The organism is Actinokineospora sp. (assembly GCF_050699995.1).
Classification (GTDB): domain Bacteria; phylum Actinomycetota; class Actinomycetes; order Mycobacteriales; family Pseudonocardiaceae; genus Actinokineospora.
The window spans coordinates 1-15,597 of record NZ_JBOHGC010000425.1 but is presented as its reverse complement, the minus strand read 5'-3'; the positions used below and the strand labels follow the sequence as shown (position 1 = coordinate 15,597).

Below are 15,597 nucleotides of genomic sequence, written 5' to 3'. Positions count from 1 at the left end.
AGCTTGCCCCTTCGCGGGCTAAAGCGCAGCCAGCAAATCGGTCTCTTCTCGCGGCGAGAGCCCGGCCTTGCGCTCGCGGTCGAGCCCCAACGCGCGCTCGTGGTCCAGTGCCCCCGCCACCGCGTCGGCCAGCGGCATGAGGGTCAGGCCCGCGGCCATGGCCGGGCTCGCGTCGCGGGCGCACATCATCCGGAAGTCCTCAGGCAGCCACAGCGGCAGCGAACGCGGACCCGCCCACGGCTGGATGCCCTGCTCGACCAGGACCGGCTCGGCCACCGGCACCAGTTCGACATCGGTCCCGACCGCGTCCGCGATTCCCCGCAGCAGGTCGCCCAGCGGGACGGCTGGGCCGTTGCCGTCGAACGTCCCCTTGAGTCCCTTGACCGCCGCGTCGACGATCCACGAAGCGAGGTCGCGAGCGTCCACGTAGCTCGCCACCTGATCCACATCGGGCACCGCGACCCGACCGCCGCGCGCCATTCTCGCGGGCCAGTAGCCGAAGCGGTCACTGCCGTCGCCGGGGCCGGTGATCAGACCGGAGCGCAGGATGAAGGCGTCGGGGATGGCGGCGAGGACGGCGTTCTCGCTCGCCACCTTGATGTTGCCGTAGAGCTCTTGGACGTCGTCTTCCTCGCGCGGCGGAAGCAGTTCGTCGCTGACGGTGCTGTGGTCGGCGTAGGCGCTGATGGACGAGACGAACGTCCAGTGGCCCGCCCGGCCGCCGAGCGTGTCGAGCGCCCGCCGCACCCAGGAGTACGACAGCCGGGCGACATCCACGACGGCGTCGAAGTCGCCGGTCAGCGCGTCGAGACCGTCGTCGGCATCCCGGTCCACTTTGACCAGCTGGGCACCTTCGGGCACCCGGCCCGACTCACCTCTCGCCGCGCACACCACGTCGAAACCCCGCCGCACGCCCTCCGCGGCGACGGCGTAGCTGAGGAATCGGGTACCACCGAGAACAAGGAGTCGCATGGGCCCCACCATTGCCCCGGGACCGCTCGTCGCGCCACCGATCTCGCCCAAGGCGAACACCCGTTCAAGCGATCCAGTTCGGCCGGACCGCCGCCGATCTCACCCAGGTGAGCTTGCATGCCTTCGCCGACGAGTCCCGCCGTAACCGCCACTATCTCGTCGCCGCCGCCTTCGTCGACGCCCGGGACCTGCACCGGCTTCGCAAAGTGCTGCGTGGCATGTTGCTGCCCGGCCAGTACGAACTGCATTTCAAGAAGGAGACACCCGCCCGGCGCAGGGCAATCATCTCCCGCTTGGCGACGGAGCGGGTCGCGGTTCGGGTCTATCTCGCGACCTGTGGGCAAGGCGAGGAACGTGCTCGGCGAACCTGCGTCAGCCAACTCGTCGATGACGTTCTCGAGGCCGATGCCCACCGGTTGGTGCTCGACAGCCGGGAGGTGCGCAACGAGATCGACCGCGTGACGATCCTGGCCGCTCTCCGCAAGTCCGCAAGGGCAACGGATCTGGTCTATGAGCACCGCAACAGCACCCAGGAGGAACTGTTGTGGATCGCCGATGCGGTGGCCTGGTGTTATGGCGCGGGCGGCGACTGGCACCGTCGCTTGGACCCGATCTTGCAGAAGGTGATTGACCTAGGTGACGCGCCTTAGACAGCGCGAAGCCCGGCTGCCGACCGTCCGGACGGGAACCGGGCTCACTTCCCTGGCTTACCGCCAGAGCTGACACCAGGTTAGTCCACCCCACAATCCCAGTCCACCGGGTTCACCCGGTGGTGATCAGTGGCCCAGGTCACCCGGGAGTACGCGAACGTCGAGTGAACTCGCAGCTCAGGTAGGCTGCGCCAGTACCGGCCCGCTCGAACTCAGGAGTAGCCCGCCGTGGCCCGAGTCGTCGTCGATGTCATGCCCAAGCCGGAGATCCTCGACCCCCAGGGGCAAGCCGTGGCGCGCGCGCTGCCGCGCCTGGGATTCGATGGTGTGTCCGATGTCCGTCAGGGAAAGCATTTCGAGCTGGAAGTCGACGACTCGGTCGACGACGAAACGCTCGCCAAGATCGCTGAAGGCTTCCTGTCCAACCCCGTTGTCGAGGACTTCGTCGTCCGGCGGGTGGACTCGTGAAAATCGGGGCCGTCACCTTCCCGGGAACGCTGGACGACAGCGACACCATCCGTGCCATCGAGGCGGCGGGCGCTGAAGCCGTCGCCCTGTGGCACGGCGACGCCGACCTGCGCGGTGTCGACGCGGTGATCCTGCCTGGCGGGTTCTCCTACGGCGACTACCTGCGCGCGGGCGCCATCGCCCGGTTCGCGCCGGTCATGGGTGAGATCATCACCGCCGCCCGCAAGGGGATGCCCATCCTCGGCATCTGCAACGGCTTCCAGGTCCTCTGCGAGGCAGGCTTGCTGCCGGGCGCGCTGCTGCGCAACGCGGGCCTGCACTTCGTGTGCCGCGACCAGTGGCTCAAGGTGGAGAACAACACCACCGCGTGGACGTCCCGGTTCGAGAAGGACGCCGAGATCATCATCCCGGTCAAGAACATGGACGGCCGCTTCACCGCGAGCAAGTCCACTGTGGACGAACTGGAGGGTGAGGGCCGCGTGGTGTTCCGCTATGTCGGCATCAACCCCAACGGCTCGCTCGACGACATCGCGGGCATCAGCGACCCGACCGGTCGCATCGTCGGCCTGATGCCGCACCCCGAGCACGCCATCGACGCGCTCACCGGCCCCAGCGACGACGGCCTGGGCTTGTTCCTGTCCCTCCTCGACTCGGTGGTGACCGCATGATCGACTCGGTCGAACACGCCGCGGCGACGCCGGACCAGCCGCAGCCGTTCCGCGAGCTGGGCCTCAAGGACGACGAGTACACTCGCATCCGCGAGATCCTCGGCCGCCGCCCCACCGACGCCGAACTGGCGATGTACTCGGTGATGTGGAGCGAGCACTGCTCGTACAAGTCGTCCAAGGTGCACTGGAAGCACTGGTCGGCCAACACGACGCCGGAGATGAAGGCGAAGATGCTCGCGGGCATCGGCGAGAACGCCGGTGTCGTGGACATCGGCGACGGCTGGGCGGTGACGTTCAAGCTGGAGTCGCACAACCACCCGTCGTACGTGGAGCCCTATCAGGGCGCCGCGACCGGTGTCGGCGGCATCGTCCGCGACATCATGGCGATGGGCGCCCGCCCGCTCGCGGTGATGGACCCGCTGCGCTTCGGCGCCGCTGACCACCCCGACACCAAGCGCGTGTTGCCTGGTGTCGTCGCCGGCATCGGCGGCTACGGCAACTGTCTGGGTCTGCCCAACATCGGTGGCGAGGTCGTCTTCGACTCCTCCTACCAGGGCAACCCGCTGGTCAACGCGCTGTGTGTCGGTGCGATGCGGTCGGAAGACCTGCACCTCGCGCACGCCTCGGGCACCGGCAACAAGGTCATCCTCTTCGGCGCTCGCACCGGCCTCGACGGTATCGGCGGCGTCTCGGTCCTCGCGAGCGAGACGTTCTCCGGCGACGAGGGCGGCACCGGCCGCAAGAAGCTGCCCGCTGTCCAGGTGGGCGATCCGTTCACCGAGAAGGTGCTCATCGAGTGCTGCCTCGAGCTGTTCCGCGAGGGCATCGTCGTCGGCATCCAGGACCTCGGCGGCGCGGGCCTGTCCTGCGCGACGAGCGAGCTGGCCAGCGCCGGTGACGGCGGGATGCACGTCGAACTCGACCGGGTTCCCTTGCGTGCCACGGGAATGACCCCGGCCGAGATCCTCTCCAGCGAGTCGCAGGAGCGGATGTGCGCGGTGGTCAAGCCGTCCGATGTGGACGCCTTCATGCGCGTCTGCGAGAAGTGGGACGTCATCGCCACCGAGATCGGCGAGGTCACCGAAGGCGACCGGCTGGTCATCACCTGGCAGGGTGAGGTCGTCGTCGACGTGCCGCCGCGCACCGTCGCGCACGAGGGCCCGATGTACGAGCGCCCGATCGCCCGCCCGGCCGACCAGGACGCCCTGATCGCCGACGGCGCCGAGCAGCTCGCCCGTCCGTCCACTAAGGACGAACTGCGGGCCGAGGTGCTGCGGATGATCGCCTCGCCGAACCTGGCGTCGCGCCGGTGGGTCACCGAACAGTACGACCGCTACGTCCGCGGTGGCACCGTTCTGGCCCAGCCTTCCGACTCCGGCATGATCCGCATCGACGAGGAGACCGGCCGCGGCGTCGCCCTGGCGACCGACTGCAACGCCCGGTTCGTCAAGCTCGACCCGTACACCGGCACCCAACTCGCGCTGGCCGAGGCGTACCGCAACGTCGCCGTCTCCGGCGCCACGCCGCTCGCGGTGACGAACTGCCTCAACTTCGGCTCCCCTGAGGACCCGGGCGTGATGTGGCAGTTCGAGCAGGCCGTGCGCGGTCTGGCCGAGGGCTGCAAGGAACTGGGCATCCCGGTCACCGGCGGCAACGTCAGCTTCTACAACCAGACCGGCAGCACGGCGATCCTGCCCACCCCGGTCGTCGGCGTCCTCGGCGTCATCGACGACGTCCGCCGCCGCATCCCCACCGGGATCGGCGCGGAAGCAGGCGAAACGCTGCTCCTGCTGGGCGACACCCGCGATGAGTTCGGCGGCTCCGAGTGGGCGCACGTGGTCCACGGCCACCTCGGCGGCGTGCCGCCGAAGGTCGACCTGGCCCGCGAGAAGCTCATCGGCGAGATCCTCGTCGCGGGCTCCCGCGACGGCATGATCTCCGCCGCGCACGACCTGTCCGACGGCGGCCTCGTCCAGACCCTGGTCGAGACCTGCCTCATCGGCGAGGTCGGCGCCCGGGTCTTCCTCGACCCGGACCAGGACCCGTTCGTCCAGCTCTTCAGCGAGTCGGCGGGCCGCGTCCTCGTGGCCGTCCCCCGCTCGGAGGAACTCCGCTTCACCGAGATGTGCGCCGCCCGCGGCCTGCCTTGCCGCCGCACCGGCGTCGTCGACCCGGAGTCGGAGTCCCTGGAGATCCAGGACGTGGCGACGTTCCCGCTGGAGGAACTGCGCACCGCCTGGGAGGGCACACTTCCCGCACTGTTCGGCTGAGCCACAACGGCCGGGTCGCGATTCGCGACCCGGCCGTTCTCAGCTGACGGTCACGGGTGTGCATTCGGCGGACTGGGCGTCGAATTCGAACTCGAACACCTTTGATCCATCCTGTTGCTTCTTCGGGCTGATCGACACACTGAAACTCATACCCGAAGCCTTCGCCTGAAAGTATCCGGGCTGCCCGGGACGTTCGTCGACCGTGAGGCCGGACGGCAGCCGGTCGATGATCTTCCGCTCCAGCTCGGCCGGGTCGGTGGTGGCGTCGAGCTGATGTTCGGTCGACCCGGACCACTGGACACCACGCGGACCGTTCTTCTCACCGCACGTCGACAGCGACAGGCCGCCCGCGCTTTCGATCTTGCCCGTGGCCGGGAATTTCCGGTGGTCCAACGCTTTTCCGATGGCCTCGTGAACCGCCTCCGCTGCCGCCACGGCGGGCCCGAGCTGCGCCGACAGCGCCTTCGTCTGACCGGGTGTGAGCTCCGGGCGGACGTCGACCGACAGCTCCTGGTGCCGACCGGAGATCGAACACTTCGCTTGTTCCACCCGGACTTTCGACCCGCGCAGCGCGAACTTGACGTTGTTCGGTCCGACGAGGAACAGGTCGAACCCCTCCGCTCGCTGCGGCTGCCATCCGGCGGCGATACCCGCCGACCGCAGCTTGTCCGCCGATCCCTCGGGCACCTGCGCGTCCGCCCACATCGCGACCTGCTCGTCGCCGGGTGCGTCCAAGACGCTGCCGCAAGTGAGGGCCTCGAAGGTGGGTGAAGAGCCTGATCCCACGGTCGACAGCATGCTGTTCACCGCGGACTTGAAGTCCTCGGACACGGTGGCAGGCTTGGACTCGGCGCACGCGGCACAGGTCATGGCGACCAGTGCCGCGATCACGGCGGCGTTCCTCAAGGTTGGCGCTCCACTTTGTACTGGTGCGAATCCGCGCTCTCGCCGTTCAGGAACGCTCCCGCACTGTCGACGAACCTGCGGACGGACGGATCATTGCCGCTGTCGATCTGGCGGGCGGCCGCCTCGTAGTTGCCGTCCTGACCGTCCGGGCCGCTGATGGCGTGGTTGCCACCCGCGGTGTTGGTCTGGTTGTCGAACTTCACTGTCGTGCGGTTATCGGCGTCCGGGTTCTCCCGGGCGTCGAGGTGCGGCACGACGTCGCCGTTGTTCTCCAGCGACAGCATCTGCACGCTGTCCGGGATCGGGATGTTGCCGACCGGCGATCCCGCGGTCACCACGTGGGTGACGTTGTATGTGCCGTTGTTGACGAAGTCGTTGGCCGCCCGCGCCGCGACGATGCCGCCCTGGCTATGGCCCACCAGCATGACCGGCGCGTCCTTCGGGACCCCGGCGTCGCGCAGCGCCTGCTCGATGCCTTCCTGCAGCACCGTCTCATTGCCCGCGATGCCGTCGATGTTCGTGCCGAAGTCGTTGGCGTTGCCGCCGTCCTGGCCGGGCAGGTTCCACACCTTCGTGCCGGGGATGTCGACCACGTAGCCGGTGATGTTCCCGTTGGCGTCCTTGATGGCCCGCACGTCGATGTTGCTGCCTTCGCCCGGCTTGTCGCTGTTCTGCGAGTTGCGGTAGTCCAGGCCGTCCATCAGGTCGCCGAGGTTCTGCGGCGGCGTGGCGGTGCGGGGGTCGAGGTCCTGGCCCTGGTCGATCAGCTTCGGGTCGCCGTCGGGGTAGGCCAGTGCCAGGAACTCGGTCAGCGTGGCCAGGTCCGTCGGCAGGCCCAGGGCGCTGAGCGCACCAGGAGACATGCCCAGGATCGTGTCGATCATGCCCGGGTGCTCGACCAGCCACTTCTGCCAGTCGCCGTCGTAGTTCAGGTAGACGTCCGTGGCGATCGCGCCGACGCCAAGGACAGCCAGACCCGGGTTGATGGCCACCGCCGCGCCCGCCAGCCAGCGGCCTGCTTCCAGGGCCTTGGCGTTCAGGTCGTCGACGAACTGGTAGGCCTGGTTGGTCGCCTGCAGGGTCAGCCCGCGCACGCCGATCGCCGCCGAGGTGGCGGTGAGGCCGCTCGGGCCGTCGAGGGCGCCGAGCATTGTTGCCTCGAACTTGGCCAGGCCGCCCGGATTGAGGATGCCGGAGGCCAGCACATCCGGGTCGACCAAGTACTTGTGGCTGGTCATGGCGATCGTGAGGGTCGAGCCCGCGACATCGTCGGTGAGGTCGCCCATGGCGGCGAGGTCCTCGTAGAAGGCGTCGGAGCCGCCCGCCCCGCCGGTGACGCTGATATTGCTGACGCCGGGTCCGGTCTCGCTCATGCGGCCACCTCACAAGTTCGGTGACTCCACTCGCGAAGGCACTGTGACATCGATTCGCTCGCTAGCTCGCTCATGCCAGCGCCTCCGCCACGAAGGGGGTCAGCCAGACCCCGAGATCCTCACGGTCGACCGGCGTCAGGTCGACGAGCTTGCGGTCCGCTCCGGTGGCGGCGGGGGCGACACCCAGCCAGCCCGCATCGGTGTGCAGCCAGGTGACCTGGGCACTGCGGACGCCTTCGCCGACCAGGGCGGTGACCAGGCAGCGCAGGAGGCCGTCGGTGCGGCGCACGACCTCGGTGGCGAACTTCGCCTCCGCCTCCGGCAGCTTCAACTCGGCCAGCACGTACGCGGGCGCCTCCGGGTCGCCTTCGCGCAGAAGGTCGGCGACGCCGAGTTCGTGCAAGGCGGTGAGGGGGACGGAACCGCGCAGCGGCTCGACGTCGTCAGGGCCGTCCAGGGCGGACCCGATGCCCTCGGACACCTCGGCGGGCACCGCGCGGACGAGTTCGCGGCCCAGGTCGACCGCGGCGAACATCGACAGCTCCACGCCGCCGTCGGGCAGCAGGAACAGCGACGCGCCGACCTGCCCGGCCAGCGCGTGCAGGCTGCGCGAACCCCGGCTGCCCGCGGTCGCGGTGGTGTCGAACATGATCTTCGGTCCGGCGAGCACCCGCAGGTTCGACTCGACCGACGGGTGGACCTTCACCAGATCGCCCGACCCGGTGAGGACGCCCTTGTCGACGAGCGTGTCACCGTCGGAGGCGATGTCGGGCGCGGGCTCCCACTCGGGCGGCAGGCTCAGACCCAGCTTCGCCACCAGGAGGGCGTACTCCCCGGCAGTCAGCGTGAGCCGGTGCGGCGCGACTGTCGCTGCCATGGTCACGCGACCCCCTGCGCCCGCATGAACTTGCCGACCTCGAGCCACTGCTTGTCGCCCGCGGGCGGCAGGTTGTCGGGCTGGTAGCGCCAGCCCTCCCACGGCGGCCGCGGCGGCTGCGGGGCGTCGCCGCCACCGCCGAACACGCCGCTCACGGTGTCGACCATGTCGCTGACCATGTTCTTGAAGCTCTCGACCGCCTTGTTGAACCGGTCGATCGCGCCGTTGAACCAGTTGACCACCGACTCGGCGATGCGCTTGATGGCCGCGGTCAGCTCGCGGACCTCCTGGGCGTGCTGACGCAGGACGGCGGCGGCCTCGTCGAGCTTGCCCGCGGTGCCGTCGAGCGACTCGCGGTCGCCCGCGACGGTCTCCCGGCAGCGGTCGGCGGCGATGGAATTCCACCGCATGGCCACGGCCTTCTTGTCCATGTCCTCGCCGTGCGTGCGGACCTCGTCCGCGCGCCGCTCGATCTGGCCCGCGAGCCGGTCGAGCTCGTCGGGGTCCCCGTAGAACGCCATGCCGCTACCCCCAGGGTGCCGGGTCGTCACCGAACCATACGAGACGTGTAGACGGTGGCGCGGTGGTTTCGGTTCCGCTACTTCACCCACTCTGGAATCTCGGCGCCGTCGAACTTGGTCGGCCCGCGGAAGTCGCAGCCCGTCAGGTTGACCGGCCCGTGCGCGATGAAGCCGCTGAACCACGCCTTGCGGTGGAACACGACATCCTGGGCGTGCAGGATGCCGTGGCTGACCGCGCCGGTGAACCAGACGCTGCCGAGCATCTCCGAACCCCACATCGAGTTGGAGCTGTACAGCTTGGCCCACCGCAGGACCAGCGTCCCGACTATGCGCTCGGAGATGTCGAAGTACTCCAGGTCGGCGCCGGTCAGGTCGAGGTTGTAGCGCGGCGGCTCCTCGGTTCCCCGCTTGGGCAGCAGATCCTCGATCACCCGTTGGGCCGTCAGGCGCACCTGCTTTTCGCGCGGGTCGATGTTCTCGCGGTCGAAGGGCATCCGCAGGTACGAGCAGGCCACGTCGAGCACGGTCTGGGTGTAGTACGGCCTGCTGCGCGCCAGGCCGCTGAGGGCGTGCAGGGCACCCACCCGCACCTGGTCGGCCGGGTTGCCCAGCAGTTCGACCGCTCGCGCGAAGCGTTCGTCGGCGACGCGCTCGCGGTCGTGGTCCGCGCGGGCGAGTTCGAGCTCCTGCCTGCCGTGCTCGAGCACCTGTCGCTCTTCCTCGACCTGCCGCTTGCGGTCGTTGAGCCACAAGGCGTAGAGCGCCACCACCGACCCGGCTGCCAGGCCGCCGGTCTTCAGCGCCTCACCGCGGTCGGGGTTGGCCCCGGTCAGCAGCCAGCCGGTGACCAGGGCGAGCAACCCGGCCGCCACGAGGACCGTGCCGACCAGCGGCAAGCCCGTCCTCCCGCGGCGCGCGGCGAAGCGGGACAGGGCGAAGGCGGCGAGACCCGCCACCAGGGCGCTGAGGCCCGCGACTACGAACACGGTGCTGTTCATCGCGCGACAACTTAGCTCCCCGGTGGCGGGCGCGGGGGCAGCCCAGCGCTAGTGCCCGCAAACGGCCGTACGCGCCGTTGAAGTAGTTCTGGTCGATCGGCGAGTCCGTGTACTGCCAGAAGGTCCAATAGCCCCCGTTGTACGACAGGGTTCCACCAGAGGTCAGGAGTGGTAGGAGGCCCACTCCCAGTGGTAGTCGATCGATCGCGTCAGGTGAACACCTCTGTCCGGGGTGGCTACCTCGCGTTGAACAGGGGAAACTGTGCGTCTACCGAGCAAGGGGTGATGGGTGGACTCCGCACCGGGCGAACACGAGGCGTTCGCGGCACTGTGGGCGACGGCGCTGACCACGACGGGCTATGTGGCGCTGGACCGCCGCGAACTTGTCGACCATGTGGGCCGCAATGCCCGGACGCTCCTGTCCGTGCTGACCGCGGCGGAGTTCGACCCGTCCCCGGCCGCCCGCGTCGGCGCGGCCCTTGTCGACCTGGGACTCACCTCGCCGCAGACGCTCGCGACATCCATCCAGTTCGTCGGCGAACGCCTGCCACGGTTGGCGGACGAGAAATGCGCCGCGCGAATGCCCGCGCTGCTGTCCGCGTTCGCCGGTGGCTTCACCACCGCGATGCAGCAGCGGATCTTCACCGACCAGGAGGAGATCCGCCAAGCGGTGATGGACGCGCGGCGCGGCGCGGAGACCGCGCTGCTGGCCAGTGAGGCGCGGTTTCGCGCGATGTTCACCCAGACCGCCGTCGGCATCGCGATCACCGACTCCAGCGGCACGCTGATCGAGGTCAACACGGCGTGCGCGCGGATGTTCGAGTACCCGGTCGACAAGATGCCGGGCATGCACGTCGACGACCTGCGCTACCCCGACGAGCCCTCGGCGATGCGGAGGCCGCTCAAGGAACTGCTGACCGGCAGGCGCGACAGCTACCGGATGGAACGCATGCTGCGGAAGTCCGACGGAAGTCCACTGTGGACGGACTTGTCGGTCACGCTGGTGCGCGACCAGCGCGGGGCGCCGCAGTTCGTCGTCGGGATGCTGGAGGACATCACCGAGCGCCACCTGCTCGAACAGCGCCTGCGTCACCAGGCCAACCACGACCCCTTGACCGGACTGGGCAACCGGGCGCTGTTCACCGAACGCCTCAACGCCGCGTTCGCCAAAGGCGGCGACCACCACGTCGGCATCTGCTACCTCGACCTCGACGGCTTCAAAGTCATCAACGACAGCCTCGGCCACGACATCGGCGACGAGTTGCTAGCCGCGGTGGCCATCCGGCTCGAAGGCCTGGTCTCCGGCCCCGACCGGCTGGTCGCGCGGATGGGCGGCGACGAGTTCGTCGTGCTCATGGAGCACTGCGAAAGCATCGACGAGGTCATCGCCTTGGCCGAACGGATCCTCGCCGCGTTCGCCGTCCCGGTGCGGATCGGCGGCCACCGGCTGTCGGTGTCGGCGAGCATCGGGCTGGTGGAGCGGCCGGTCGCGGGCACCACGCCCGCCGAGACCATGCGCGACGCCGACGTGACGCTGTACTGGGCCAAGGCGGACGGCAAGAACCGCTGGGCGGGCTACAACTCCGAGCGCAACGCCCGCGAGGTCGCCCGGTTCACCCTCGCCGCGCGGATGCCCGCGGCGGTGGAGAGCGAAGAGTTCTATGTGGACTACCAGCCGATCGTCCGGCTCGCCGACGGCAAGCTCGTCGGCGTCGAAGCCCTGGTGCGGTGGGCGCATCCGGAGTTCGGCAGGCTCGGGCCCGACCAGTTCATCAGCCTGGCCGAGGAGACCGGGCTGATCGTCCCGCTGGGCCGCTGGGTGCTTCGCGAGGCCACCAGGCAGGCCCGCCGCTGGCGCGACAGCTACGGCGACGGGGCGCCGTGGGTGAGCGTCAACGTCGCCGCCCGGCAGACCGTGGATCCTGCCCTCGTCGACGACATCGCCACCATCCTGCGCGCCGCCGAGCTTCCGCCGTCGAGTATTCAGCTGGAACTGACCGAGTCGGCCATCATGGCCACCACCGGGGTCCCGCTGGAAGCCCTGCGCGCCTTGGCGGACATGGGCGTGCGGATCGCCATCGACGACTTCGGCACCGGGTACTCGAACCTGGCCTACCTACGGCACTTGCCGGTGCACTCGATCAAACTCGCGGGCCGGTTCATGGAGGGGCTGCGCGCCGCGCCCGACGCCGACGAGGCCGACGCGCGCATCGTGTCGACTCTCGTCGAACTGGCGCACGCCCTGGGGCATGACGTCGTCGCCGAGTGCGTCGAGGACCCGGAGCAGGCCGAACGGCTGCGGGTGATCGGCTGCGACACGGCTCAGGGCTGGCTGTTCGCCAAACCCGGTCCGCCGGAGGAGATCGAGCGCTGGCTCGAGTCCTGAGTCAGCACTTCGACCGCGACGTACCGATCCCTTGGTAGCACTCAGCTTTCGAGCGCGCCGAGGACCGTGTCCATGACACTCTTCCAGTAAGCCCGCCGGCGTTCCCGCTCCTCGGCGTCGGCCGGCCACTCCTGGTGGAAGGTCAGCTTCGTCCGGCCGCCGGTGGCCACCATGGCGACCTGGACGGTGCTGTCGTGGTCCCAGTCCGCGGGGCCGCAAAGTGAGTCGGATCCGGTCATGCTCGCGGAAACTGCGGACCTCGCCGTGACGCCGGTGGCCGTTTCGTAGCGGAAACCCTTCTGTTCGCGGTGCCGTTCGACGAGATCGCCGAGATCGTCGGCCGGACCCCCGCCGCCACCCGCCAACTGGCTGGCCGCGCCCGCCGCCGGGTCCGCGGCGCCGACCCGATCACCGACGCCGACCTTTCGCGCAGGCGCGAGATCGTCGACGCCTTCCTGGCCGCCTCCCGCGGCGAAGACTTCGAGGCGCTGCTGACGGTGTGCTGGACCCGGATGTCGTCCTCCGCACCGACCAGGCAGCCCTCGACGCGCACCGACGGCAAGATCACCGGCATCGAGATCATCGCCGACCCGGAGCGGATCAGCGAGTTCGACATCCTGATCGGCTGATTACCAGGTCAACGCTAGGGCGAGGTCGGACGCGGGGACCAGGGCGGTGATCGGGCCGATCGGGTTCAGCACGAGCGGGTGTCCGTAGAGCAGTCCGGCCAGGTCCCGGCCGCGCACCTCACGCCACCCCGGCCAGTTCGCCGGGACGTGGGAGGCGGATGTGCAGGCAGGGACCATGACGCGGCCGTCATGGTTCGGGAACCCGGTCACACCCTGGTCCTCCGCCGACGCGGCGTACAACAACAAGGTCGCGTCCAGCACCGCGGGCAGCAGGTCGCGCTGCTCGCGGTGGCGGGTCTTGATGAGCTGGAGCATCTTCTCCAGCGGATTCGACGGCACCGGCATCCGCAGCGCCGCGGGTGAGGGGCGGTAGTCGGCGTTCGGCCGGAACGTCTCACCGATCTCCCCGCGGGCGTCGACCGGGTACGCGCCGACCACACCCCAGGGCGGCACGTCCTCGTCGTGCCCGAAGGCCGGGTCGATCACGTAAAGCCAGCTGTTCGGGTTCGCTCGCGCGCCCGCACGCATGTCGAGGGTGATCTCCGGCTCCTCCATGCGGCTCATCGTAGGTTCCCGAGTCACCGCAGGTCACCATTCGGTACTTTGCGGTCATGGGGACCACCGCAACACGCCTGGCCGTCACCGCCTTCGCCGCGCTCACGCTGACCGCGTGCTCGGAGCCGCCGTCCGCGCCGCCGCAGACCAGCCCGCCGCCGACGAGCGAGTCCACGGCGAAGCCGAGCCCGACGAAGAAGACGACCACTCCGCCCAAGGTCGACCGACCTGCGGACAAGGACCTGTCGGCGATCAAGCCGTGCGATGTGGCGAACGGCCTCAAGCCTGCCGATTTCGGCCTCGACCAGCGTGTCGAAGGGCGTGAGATCAAGTCGGCTGTCTTCCCTGGGTCCCTCAGCTGCACGATCCTGGGCGACAAGGCCAATTTGATCCTCGGCGTCGACGTCGTGGTGACCGAGGGCGTCGCCTCTTACACCAGCTCCGTCATTGGAAACATCGTCCCGACGAAGATCGCGGGTTACCCGGCTGCCATCGTCGAGGGCACGGCGGGCGGGAGCGTGTGTTTCACAGTGGTGGACACCAAGGACGGCCAAATGATGTATTTCCAGCTCACCGTGACCAACAGGACCCGCCAGCCGGTCACTCCGCACGCCGAGCTGTGCGCCAAGGTGTCGAAAATCGCCGAAGCGGGCATGAAAGTCGTCCTCGCGAGCTAGCGTCATGCTCGCAGGGGTGGGGTGTCTCAAGAATTGGTCACGAGATCACCCAATATCGTGGAACCGTTCCGCGACGTCGTACATCACAGATACAGTTCGTTGCAAGAGCACAGGACTGAGGGAGTCGAACGGTGTTTCTAGCCGATGGCGGCGGGGGTTCATCCGCACCTGTGGAACCCAGCTATTCAGGCACGCAGACGTTGAAGGTGGAGCCTTCTTCGATCCCAGGAGCTCTGGCCGCGTTCCGCGACGCCCAGTACCGGGTCGCCGAGAAGATCAGCGCTCTGCAAAGCCTCCAGATTCGGGAGTGGGCGGAAGACCCGGTCAGCGGTGAGACCGCCCAGCAGTTCGCCGAGCGAACCAATGGTGGGGACGCGGCATCGGCTCTGGCCTGCCTCACCGGTTACGAGAAGCAGCTCACGGCCGCGTGCGACGCGCTGCAGCGGTCCTATGACGCCTACATGCTGGTCGAGGGCGACAACACGGCCCGCTGGGGCATGCACGACAACGGCAAGTAGGCCGCAGACTTTCGCTTGACGACCTGAGGGTGATCCTATGGTTATGCACCGCTGGCAAGGGTATGACCACCCGACGCTGCACAAAATGATCAACAACGGCCCGGGTGCGGCCGCGTCCACTCCCCAGACCACGTACTGGGAAGCGCTGACCACCGAGCTGGCCGAGATCGACGCCGATCTCAACCGCAAGCTCGGCGAGCTCGGCGCGGCCTGGGAAGGCGCGGCGGGCGAGAGCGCCACCGCCGGCCTGACCCCGCTGCAGGCCTGGGCCACCGACGCCCAGTCCGGCACGAACATGATGAAGTCGTCCACCGAGTACCAGGCCGACATGATCTCCCGCGCCAGGGCCGAGATGCCCGAGCCGGTCGAGGTCACCACGCCCGCGCCCTCGGGCTGGGCGAAGGTCGCCGCGGGCGCCGCGCTGCTGACCGGCAACGCCGGTCCCGCCGCGTCCGTCGCCGGGCAAGCGATGGACCACGAGCAGCAGGAAGCCCAGCAGGACCAGGCCTCGCAGAAGGCCGTCGACACCATGGACTCGTACCAGAACAGCAGCGAGTTCAACCGCAACACGCTGGGCACCTTCGTTCCGCCGCCGGACGTGGTCGTCGCCACGCCCGAGCCTTCGGGCGGGTCGGGTTCGGCTGTCGGCAACTTCAACAACAACTACCCGGGCAACACCGGCAACGGCAACTACACCGCGCCGTCCGGATACTCGGGCGCGCCCGGCACCGGCAGCGGCTACGTCACCCCGGCGGGCACCGGCGGCGGCCACTACGTGGGTCCGCCCTCCGGCACGCCCACGGTTCCGAGCGGCTACGTCCCGCCGACGGGCACCACGCCCTCGGGCTACATCCCGCCGACCACCAACCCCGGCGGTCCGCCCGCGCCGAACCAGTACCTCCCGAGCGGCCCCAACGGCCCGAACCCGAGCTTCACCGGCAACCTCCCGCCGACGAGCAACCCGTCCTCGCCGAACAGCACCAACAACCCCGGCGCGGGCAAGTCCGCCACGGGCGGACCCGGCGCCAAGGGCGGTGTCGGCCAGGCAGGCCTGGGCCAGGCGGGCGACGCGTCGCGCCAGGCGGGCCAGATGGGCAAGGGCGGCATGGCGGGCGGCTTCGGCCAGGCC

At 69.1% G+C, this 15,597-nt stretch carries 16 protein-coding genes and 1 pseudogene; 9 read left to right on the top strand and 8 right to left on the bottom strand.

The genetic code is table 11. The features are described 5' to 3' along the window. Positions 1–18: 18 nt before the first annotated feature. Positions 19–972 carry an epimerase gene (locus ACRDSQ_RS20990; RefSeq protein ID WP_431423418.1) on the bottom strand — a complete coding sequence of 318 codons (954 nt, stop codon included), beginning with the start codon at positions 970–972 and terminating at the stop codon, positions 19–21. 107 nt (positions 973–1,079) lie between these two features. Here ACRDSQ_RS20990 and ACRDSQ_RS20985 point away from each other — a divergent pair, with 107 nt between their 5' ends. The 4 genes from ACRDSQ_RS20985 to purL all read left to right on the top strand — a co-directional run bounded on the left by ACRDSQ_RS20985 (position 1,080) and on the right by purL (position 5,028). After that, positions 1,080–1,622, top strand: coding sequence for a hypothetical protein (locus ACRDSQ_RS20985; protein ID WP_431423416.1), 543 nt, complete (start codon positions 1,080–1,082; stop codon positions 1,620–1,622). A 228-nt stretch (positions 1,623–1,850) separates the two neighbouring features. After that, positions 1,851–2,090: a phosphoribosylformylglycinamidine synthase subunit PurS gene (purS, locus tag ACRDSQ_RS20980; RefSeq protein ID WP_054052885.1), complete on the top strand. Its 240-nt coding sequence runs from the start codon at positions 1,851–1,853 to the stop codon at positions 2,088–2,090. Next, positions 2,087–2,758 carry a phosphoribosylformylglycinamidine synthase subunit PurQ gene (purQ, locus tag ACRDSQ_RS20975; protein ID WP_431423415.1) on the top strand — a complete coding sequence of 224 codons (672 nt, stop codon included), beginning with the start codon at positions 2,087–2,089 and terminating at the stop codon, positions 2,756–2,758. The genes purS and purQ overlap by 4 nt, the downstream gene beginning before the upstream one ends. Next, a complete protein-coding gene (purL, locus tag ACRDSQ_RS20970) occupies positions 2,755–5,028 on the top strand; it encodes a phosphoribosylformylglycinamidine synthase subunit PurL (RefSeq protein ID WP_431423413.1) in 2,274 nt (757 codons plus the stop codon). Before purQ ends, purL begins: the two co-directional genes overlap by 4 nt. A gap of 39 nt (positions 5,029–5,067) precedes the next feature. On the opposite strand, the gene ACRDSQ_RS20965 is transcribed toward purL, so the two are convergent. The 5 genes from ACRDSQ_RS20965 to ACRDSQ_RS20945 all read right to left on the bottom strand — a co-directional run bounded on the left by ACRDSQ_RS20965 (position 5,068) and on the right by ACRDSQ_RS20945 (position 9,703). Next, positions 5,068–5,919, bottom strand: a complete 852-nt coding sequence (locus tag ACRDSQ_RS20965; RefSeq protein ID WP_431423412.1) for a hypothetical protein — start codon at positions 5,917–5,919, stop codon at positions 5,068–5,070. Between the two features lie 11 nt (positions 5,920–5,930). Further along, positions 5,931–7,307, bottom strand: a complete 1,377-nt coding sequence (locus ACRDSQ_RS20960) for an esterase/lipase family protein (RefSeq protein ID WP_431423411.1) — start codon at positions 7,305–7,307, stop codon at positions 5,931–5,933. A gap of 70 nt (positions 7,308–7,377) precedes the next feature. Then, positions 7,378–8,184: an ESX secretion-associated protein EspG gene (locus tag ACRDSQ_RS20955; RefSeq protein ID WP_431423410.1), complete on the bottom strand. Its 807-nt coding sequence runs from the start codon at positions 8,182–8,184 to the stop codon at positions 7,378–7,380. Between the two features lie 2 nt (positions 8,185–8,186). Continuing rightward, positions 8,187–8,705, bottom strand: a complete 519-nt coding sequence (locus ACRDSQ_RS20950) for a WXG100 family type VII secretion target (protein ID WP_431423408.1) — start codon at positions 8,703–8,705, stop codon at positions 8,187–8,189. Positions 8,706–8,782: 77 nt separating this feature from the next. Next, positions 8,783–9,703, bottom strand: coding sequence for a pentapeptide repeat-containing protein (locus ACRDSQ_RS20945; protein ID WP_431423407.1), 921 nt, complete (start codon positions 9,701–9,703; stop codon positions 8,783–8,785). Between the two features lie 289 nt (positions 9,704–9,992). Here ACRDSQ_RS20945 and ACRDSQ_RS20940 point away from each other — a divergent pair, with 289 nt between their 5' ends. Further along, positions 9,993–12,089 carry a putative bifunctional diguanylate cyclase/phosphodiesterase gene (locus ACRDSQ_RS20940; RefSeq protein WP_431423406.1) on the top strand — a complete coding sequence of 699 codons (2,097 nt, stop codon included), beginning with the start codon at positions 9,993–9,995 and terminating at the stop codon, positions 12,087–12,089. Positions 12,090–12,130: 41 nt separating this feature from the next. On the opposite strand, the gene ACRDSQ_RS20935 is transcribed toward ACRDSQ_RS20940, so the two are convergent. Further along, positions 12,131–12,328: a hypothetical protein gene (locus tag ACRDSQ_RS20935; RefSeq protein WP_431423440.1), complete on the bottom strand. Its 198-nt coding sequence runs from the start codon at positions 12,326–12,328 to the stop codon at positions 12,131–12,133. A gap of 60 nt (positions 12,329–12,388) precedes the next feature. Between ACRDSQ_RS20935 and ACRDSQ_RS20930 the strand changes: the two are divergent. After that, a pseudogene (locus tag ACRDSQ_RS20930) lies at positions 12,389–12,630 on the top strand (RNA polymerase subunit sigma-70); the annotation flags it as partial. A gap of 88 nt (positions 12,631–12,718) precedes the next feature. Here ACRDSQ_RS20930 and ACRDSQ_RS20925 read toward each other — a convergent pair. Next, the gene (locus tag ACRDSQ_RS20925; RefSeq protein WP_431423404.1) at positions 12,719–13,273 is read right to left on the bottom strand and encodes a type VII secretion system-associated protein; all 555 of its coding nucleotides are present in this window, start codon (positions 13,271–13,273) and stop codon (positions 12,719–12,721) included. A gap of 56 nt (positions 13,274–13,329) precedes the next feature. Between ACRDSQ_RS20925 and ACRDSQ_RS20920 the strand changes: the two genes are divergently transcribed. The 3 genes from ACRDSQ_RS20920 to ACRDSQ_RS20910 all read left to right on the top strand — a co-directional run. Further along, positions 13,330–13,950, top strand: a complete 621-nt coding sequence (locus ACRDSQ_RS20920) for a DUF3558 family protein (protein ID WP_431423403.1) — start codon at positions 13,330–13,332, stop codon at positions 13,948–13,950. A gap of 206 nt (positions 13,951–14,156) precedes the next feature. Further along, positions 14,157–14,468: a transcriptional regulator gene (locus ACRDSQ_RS20915; RefSeq protein WP_431423401.1), complete on the top strand. Its 312-nt coding sequence runs from the start codon at positions 14,157–14,159 to the stop codon at positions 14,466–14,468. Between the two features lie 37 nt (positions 14,469–14,505). Then, the coding region (locus ACRDSQ_RS20910) for a PPE domain-containing protein (RefSeq protein ID WP_431423398.1) at positions 14,506–15,597 on the top strand (1,092 nt) is incomplete at its 3' end.

Excerpts from the sequence above, each read along its gene's own strand:
- ACRDSQ_RS20935 (WP_431423440.1), bottom strand. The coding sequence starts at position 12,328 with ATGACCGGATCCGACTCACTTTGCGGCCCCGCGGACTGGGACCACGAC.
- ACRDSQ_RS20950 (WP_431423408.1), bottom strand. The coding sequence starts at position 8,705 with ATGGCGTTCTACGGGGACCCCGACGAGCTCGACCGGCTCGCGGGCCAG.
- ACRDSQ_RS20955 (WP_431423410.1), bottom strand. The coding sequence starts at position 8,184 with ATGGCAGCGACAGTCGCGCCGCACCGGCTCACGCTGACTGCCGGGGAG.
- ACRDSQ_RS20990 (WP_431423418.1), bottom strand. The coding sequence starts at position 972 with ATGCGACTCCTTGTTCTCGGTGGTACCCGATTCCTCAGCTACGCCGTC.
- ACRDSQ_RS20960 (WP_431423411.1), bottom strand. The coding sequence starts at position 7,307 with ATGAGCGAGACCGGACCCGGCGTCAGCAATATCAGCGTCACCGGCGGG.
- ACRDSQ_RS20945 (WP_431423407.1), bottom strand. The coding sequence starts at position 9,703 with ATGAACAGCACCGTGTTCGTAGTCGCGGGCCTCAGCGCCCTGGTGGCG.
- ACRDSQ_RS20920 (WP_431423403.1), top strand. The coding sequence starts at position 13,330 with ATGGGGACCACCGCAACACGCCTGGCCGTCACCGCCTTCGCCGCGCTC.
- ACRDSQ_RS20925 (WP_431423404.1), bottom strand. The coding sequence starts at position 13,273 with ATGGAGGAGCCGGAGATCACCCTCGACATGCGTGCGGGCGCGCGAGCG.
- purL (WP_431423413.1), top strand. The coding sequence starts at position 2,755 with ATGATCGACTCGGTCGAACACGCCGCGGCGACGCCGGACCAGCCGCAG.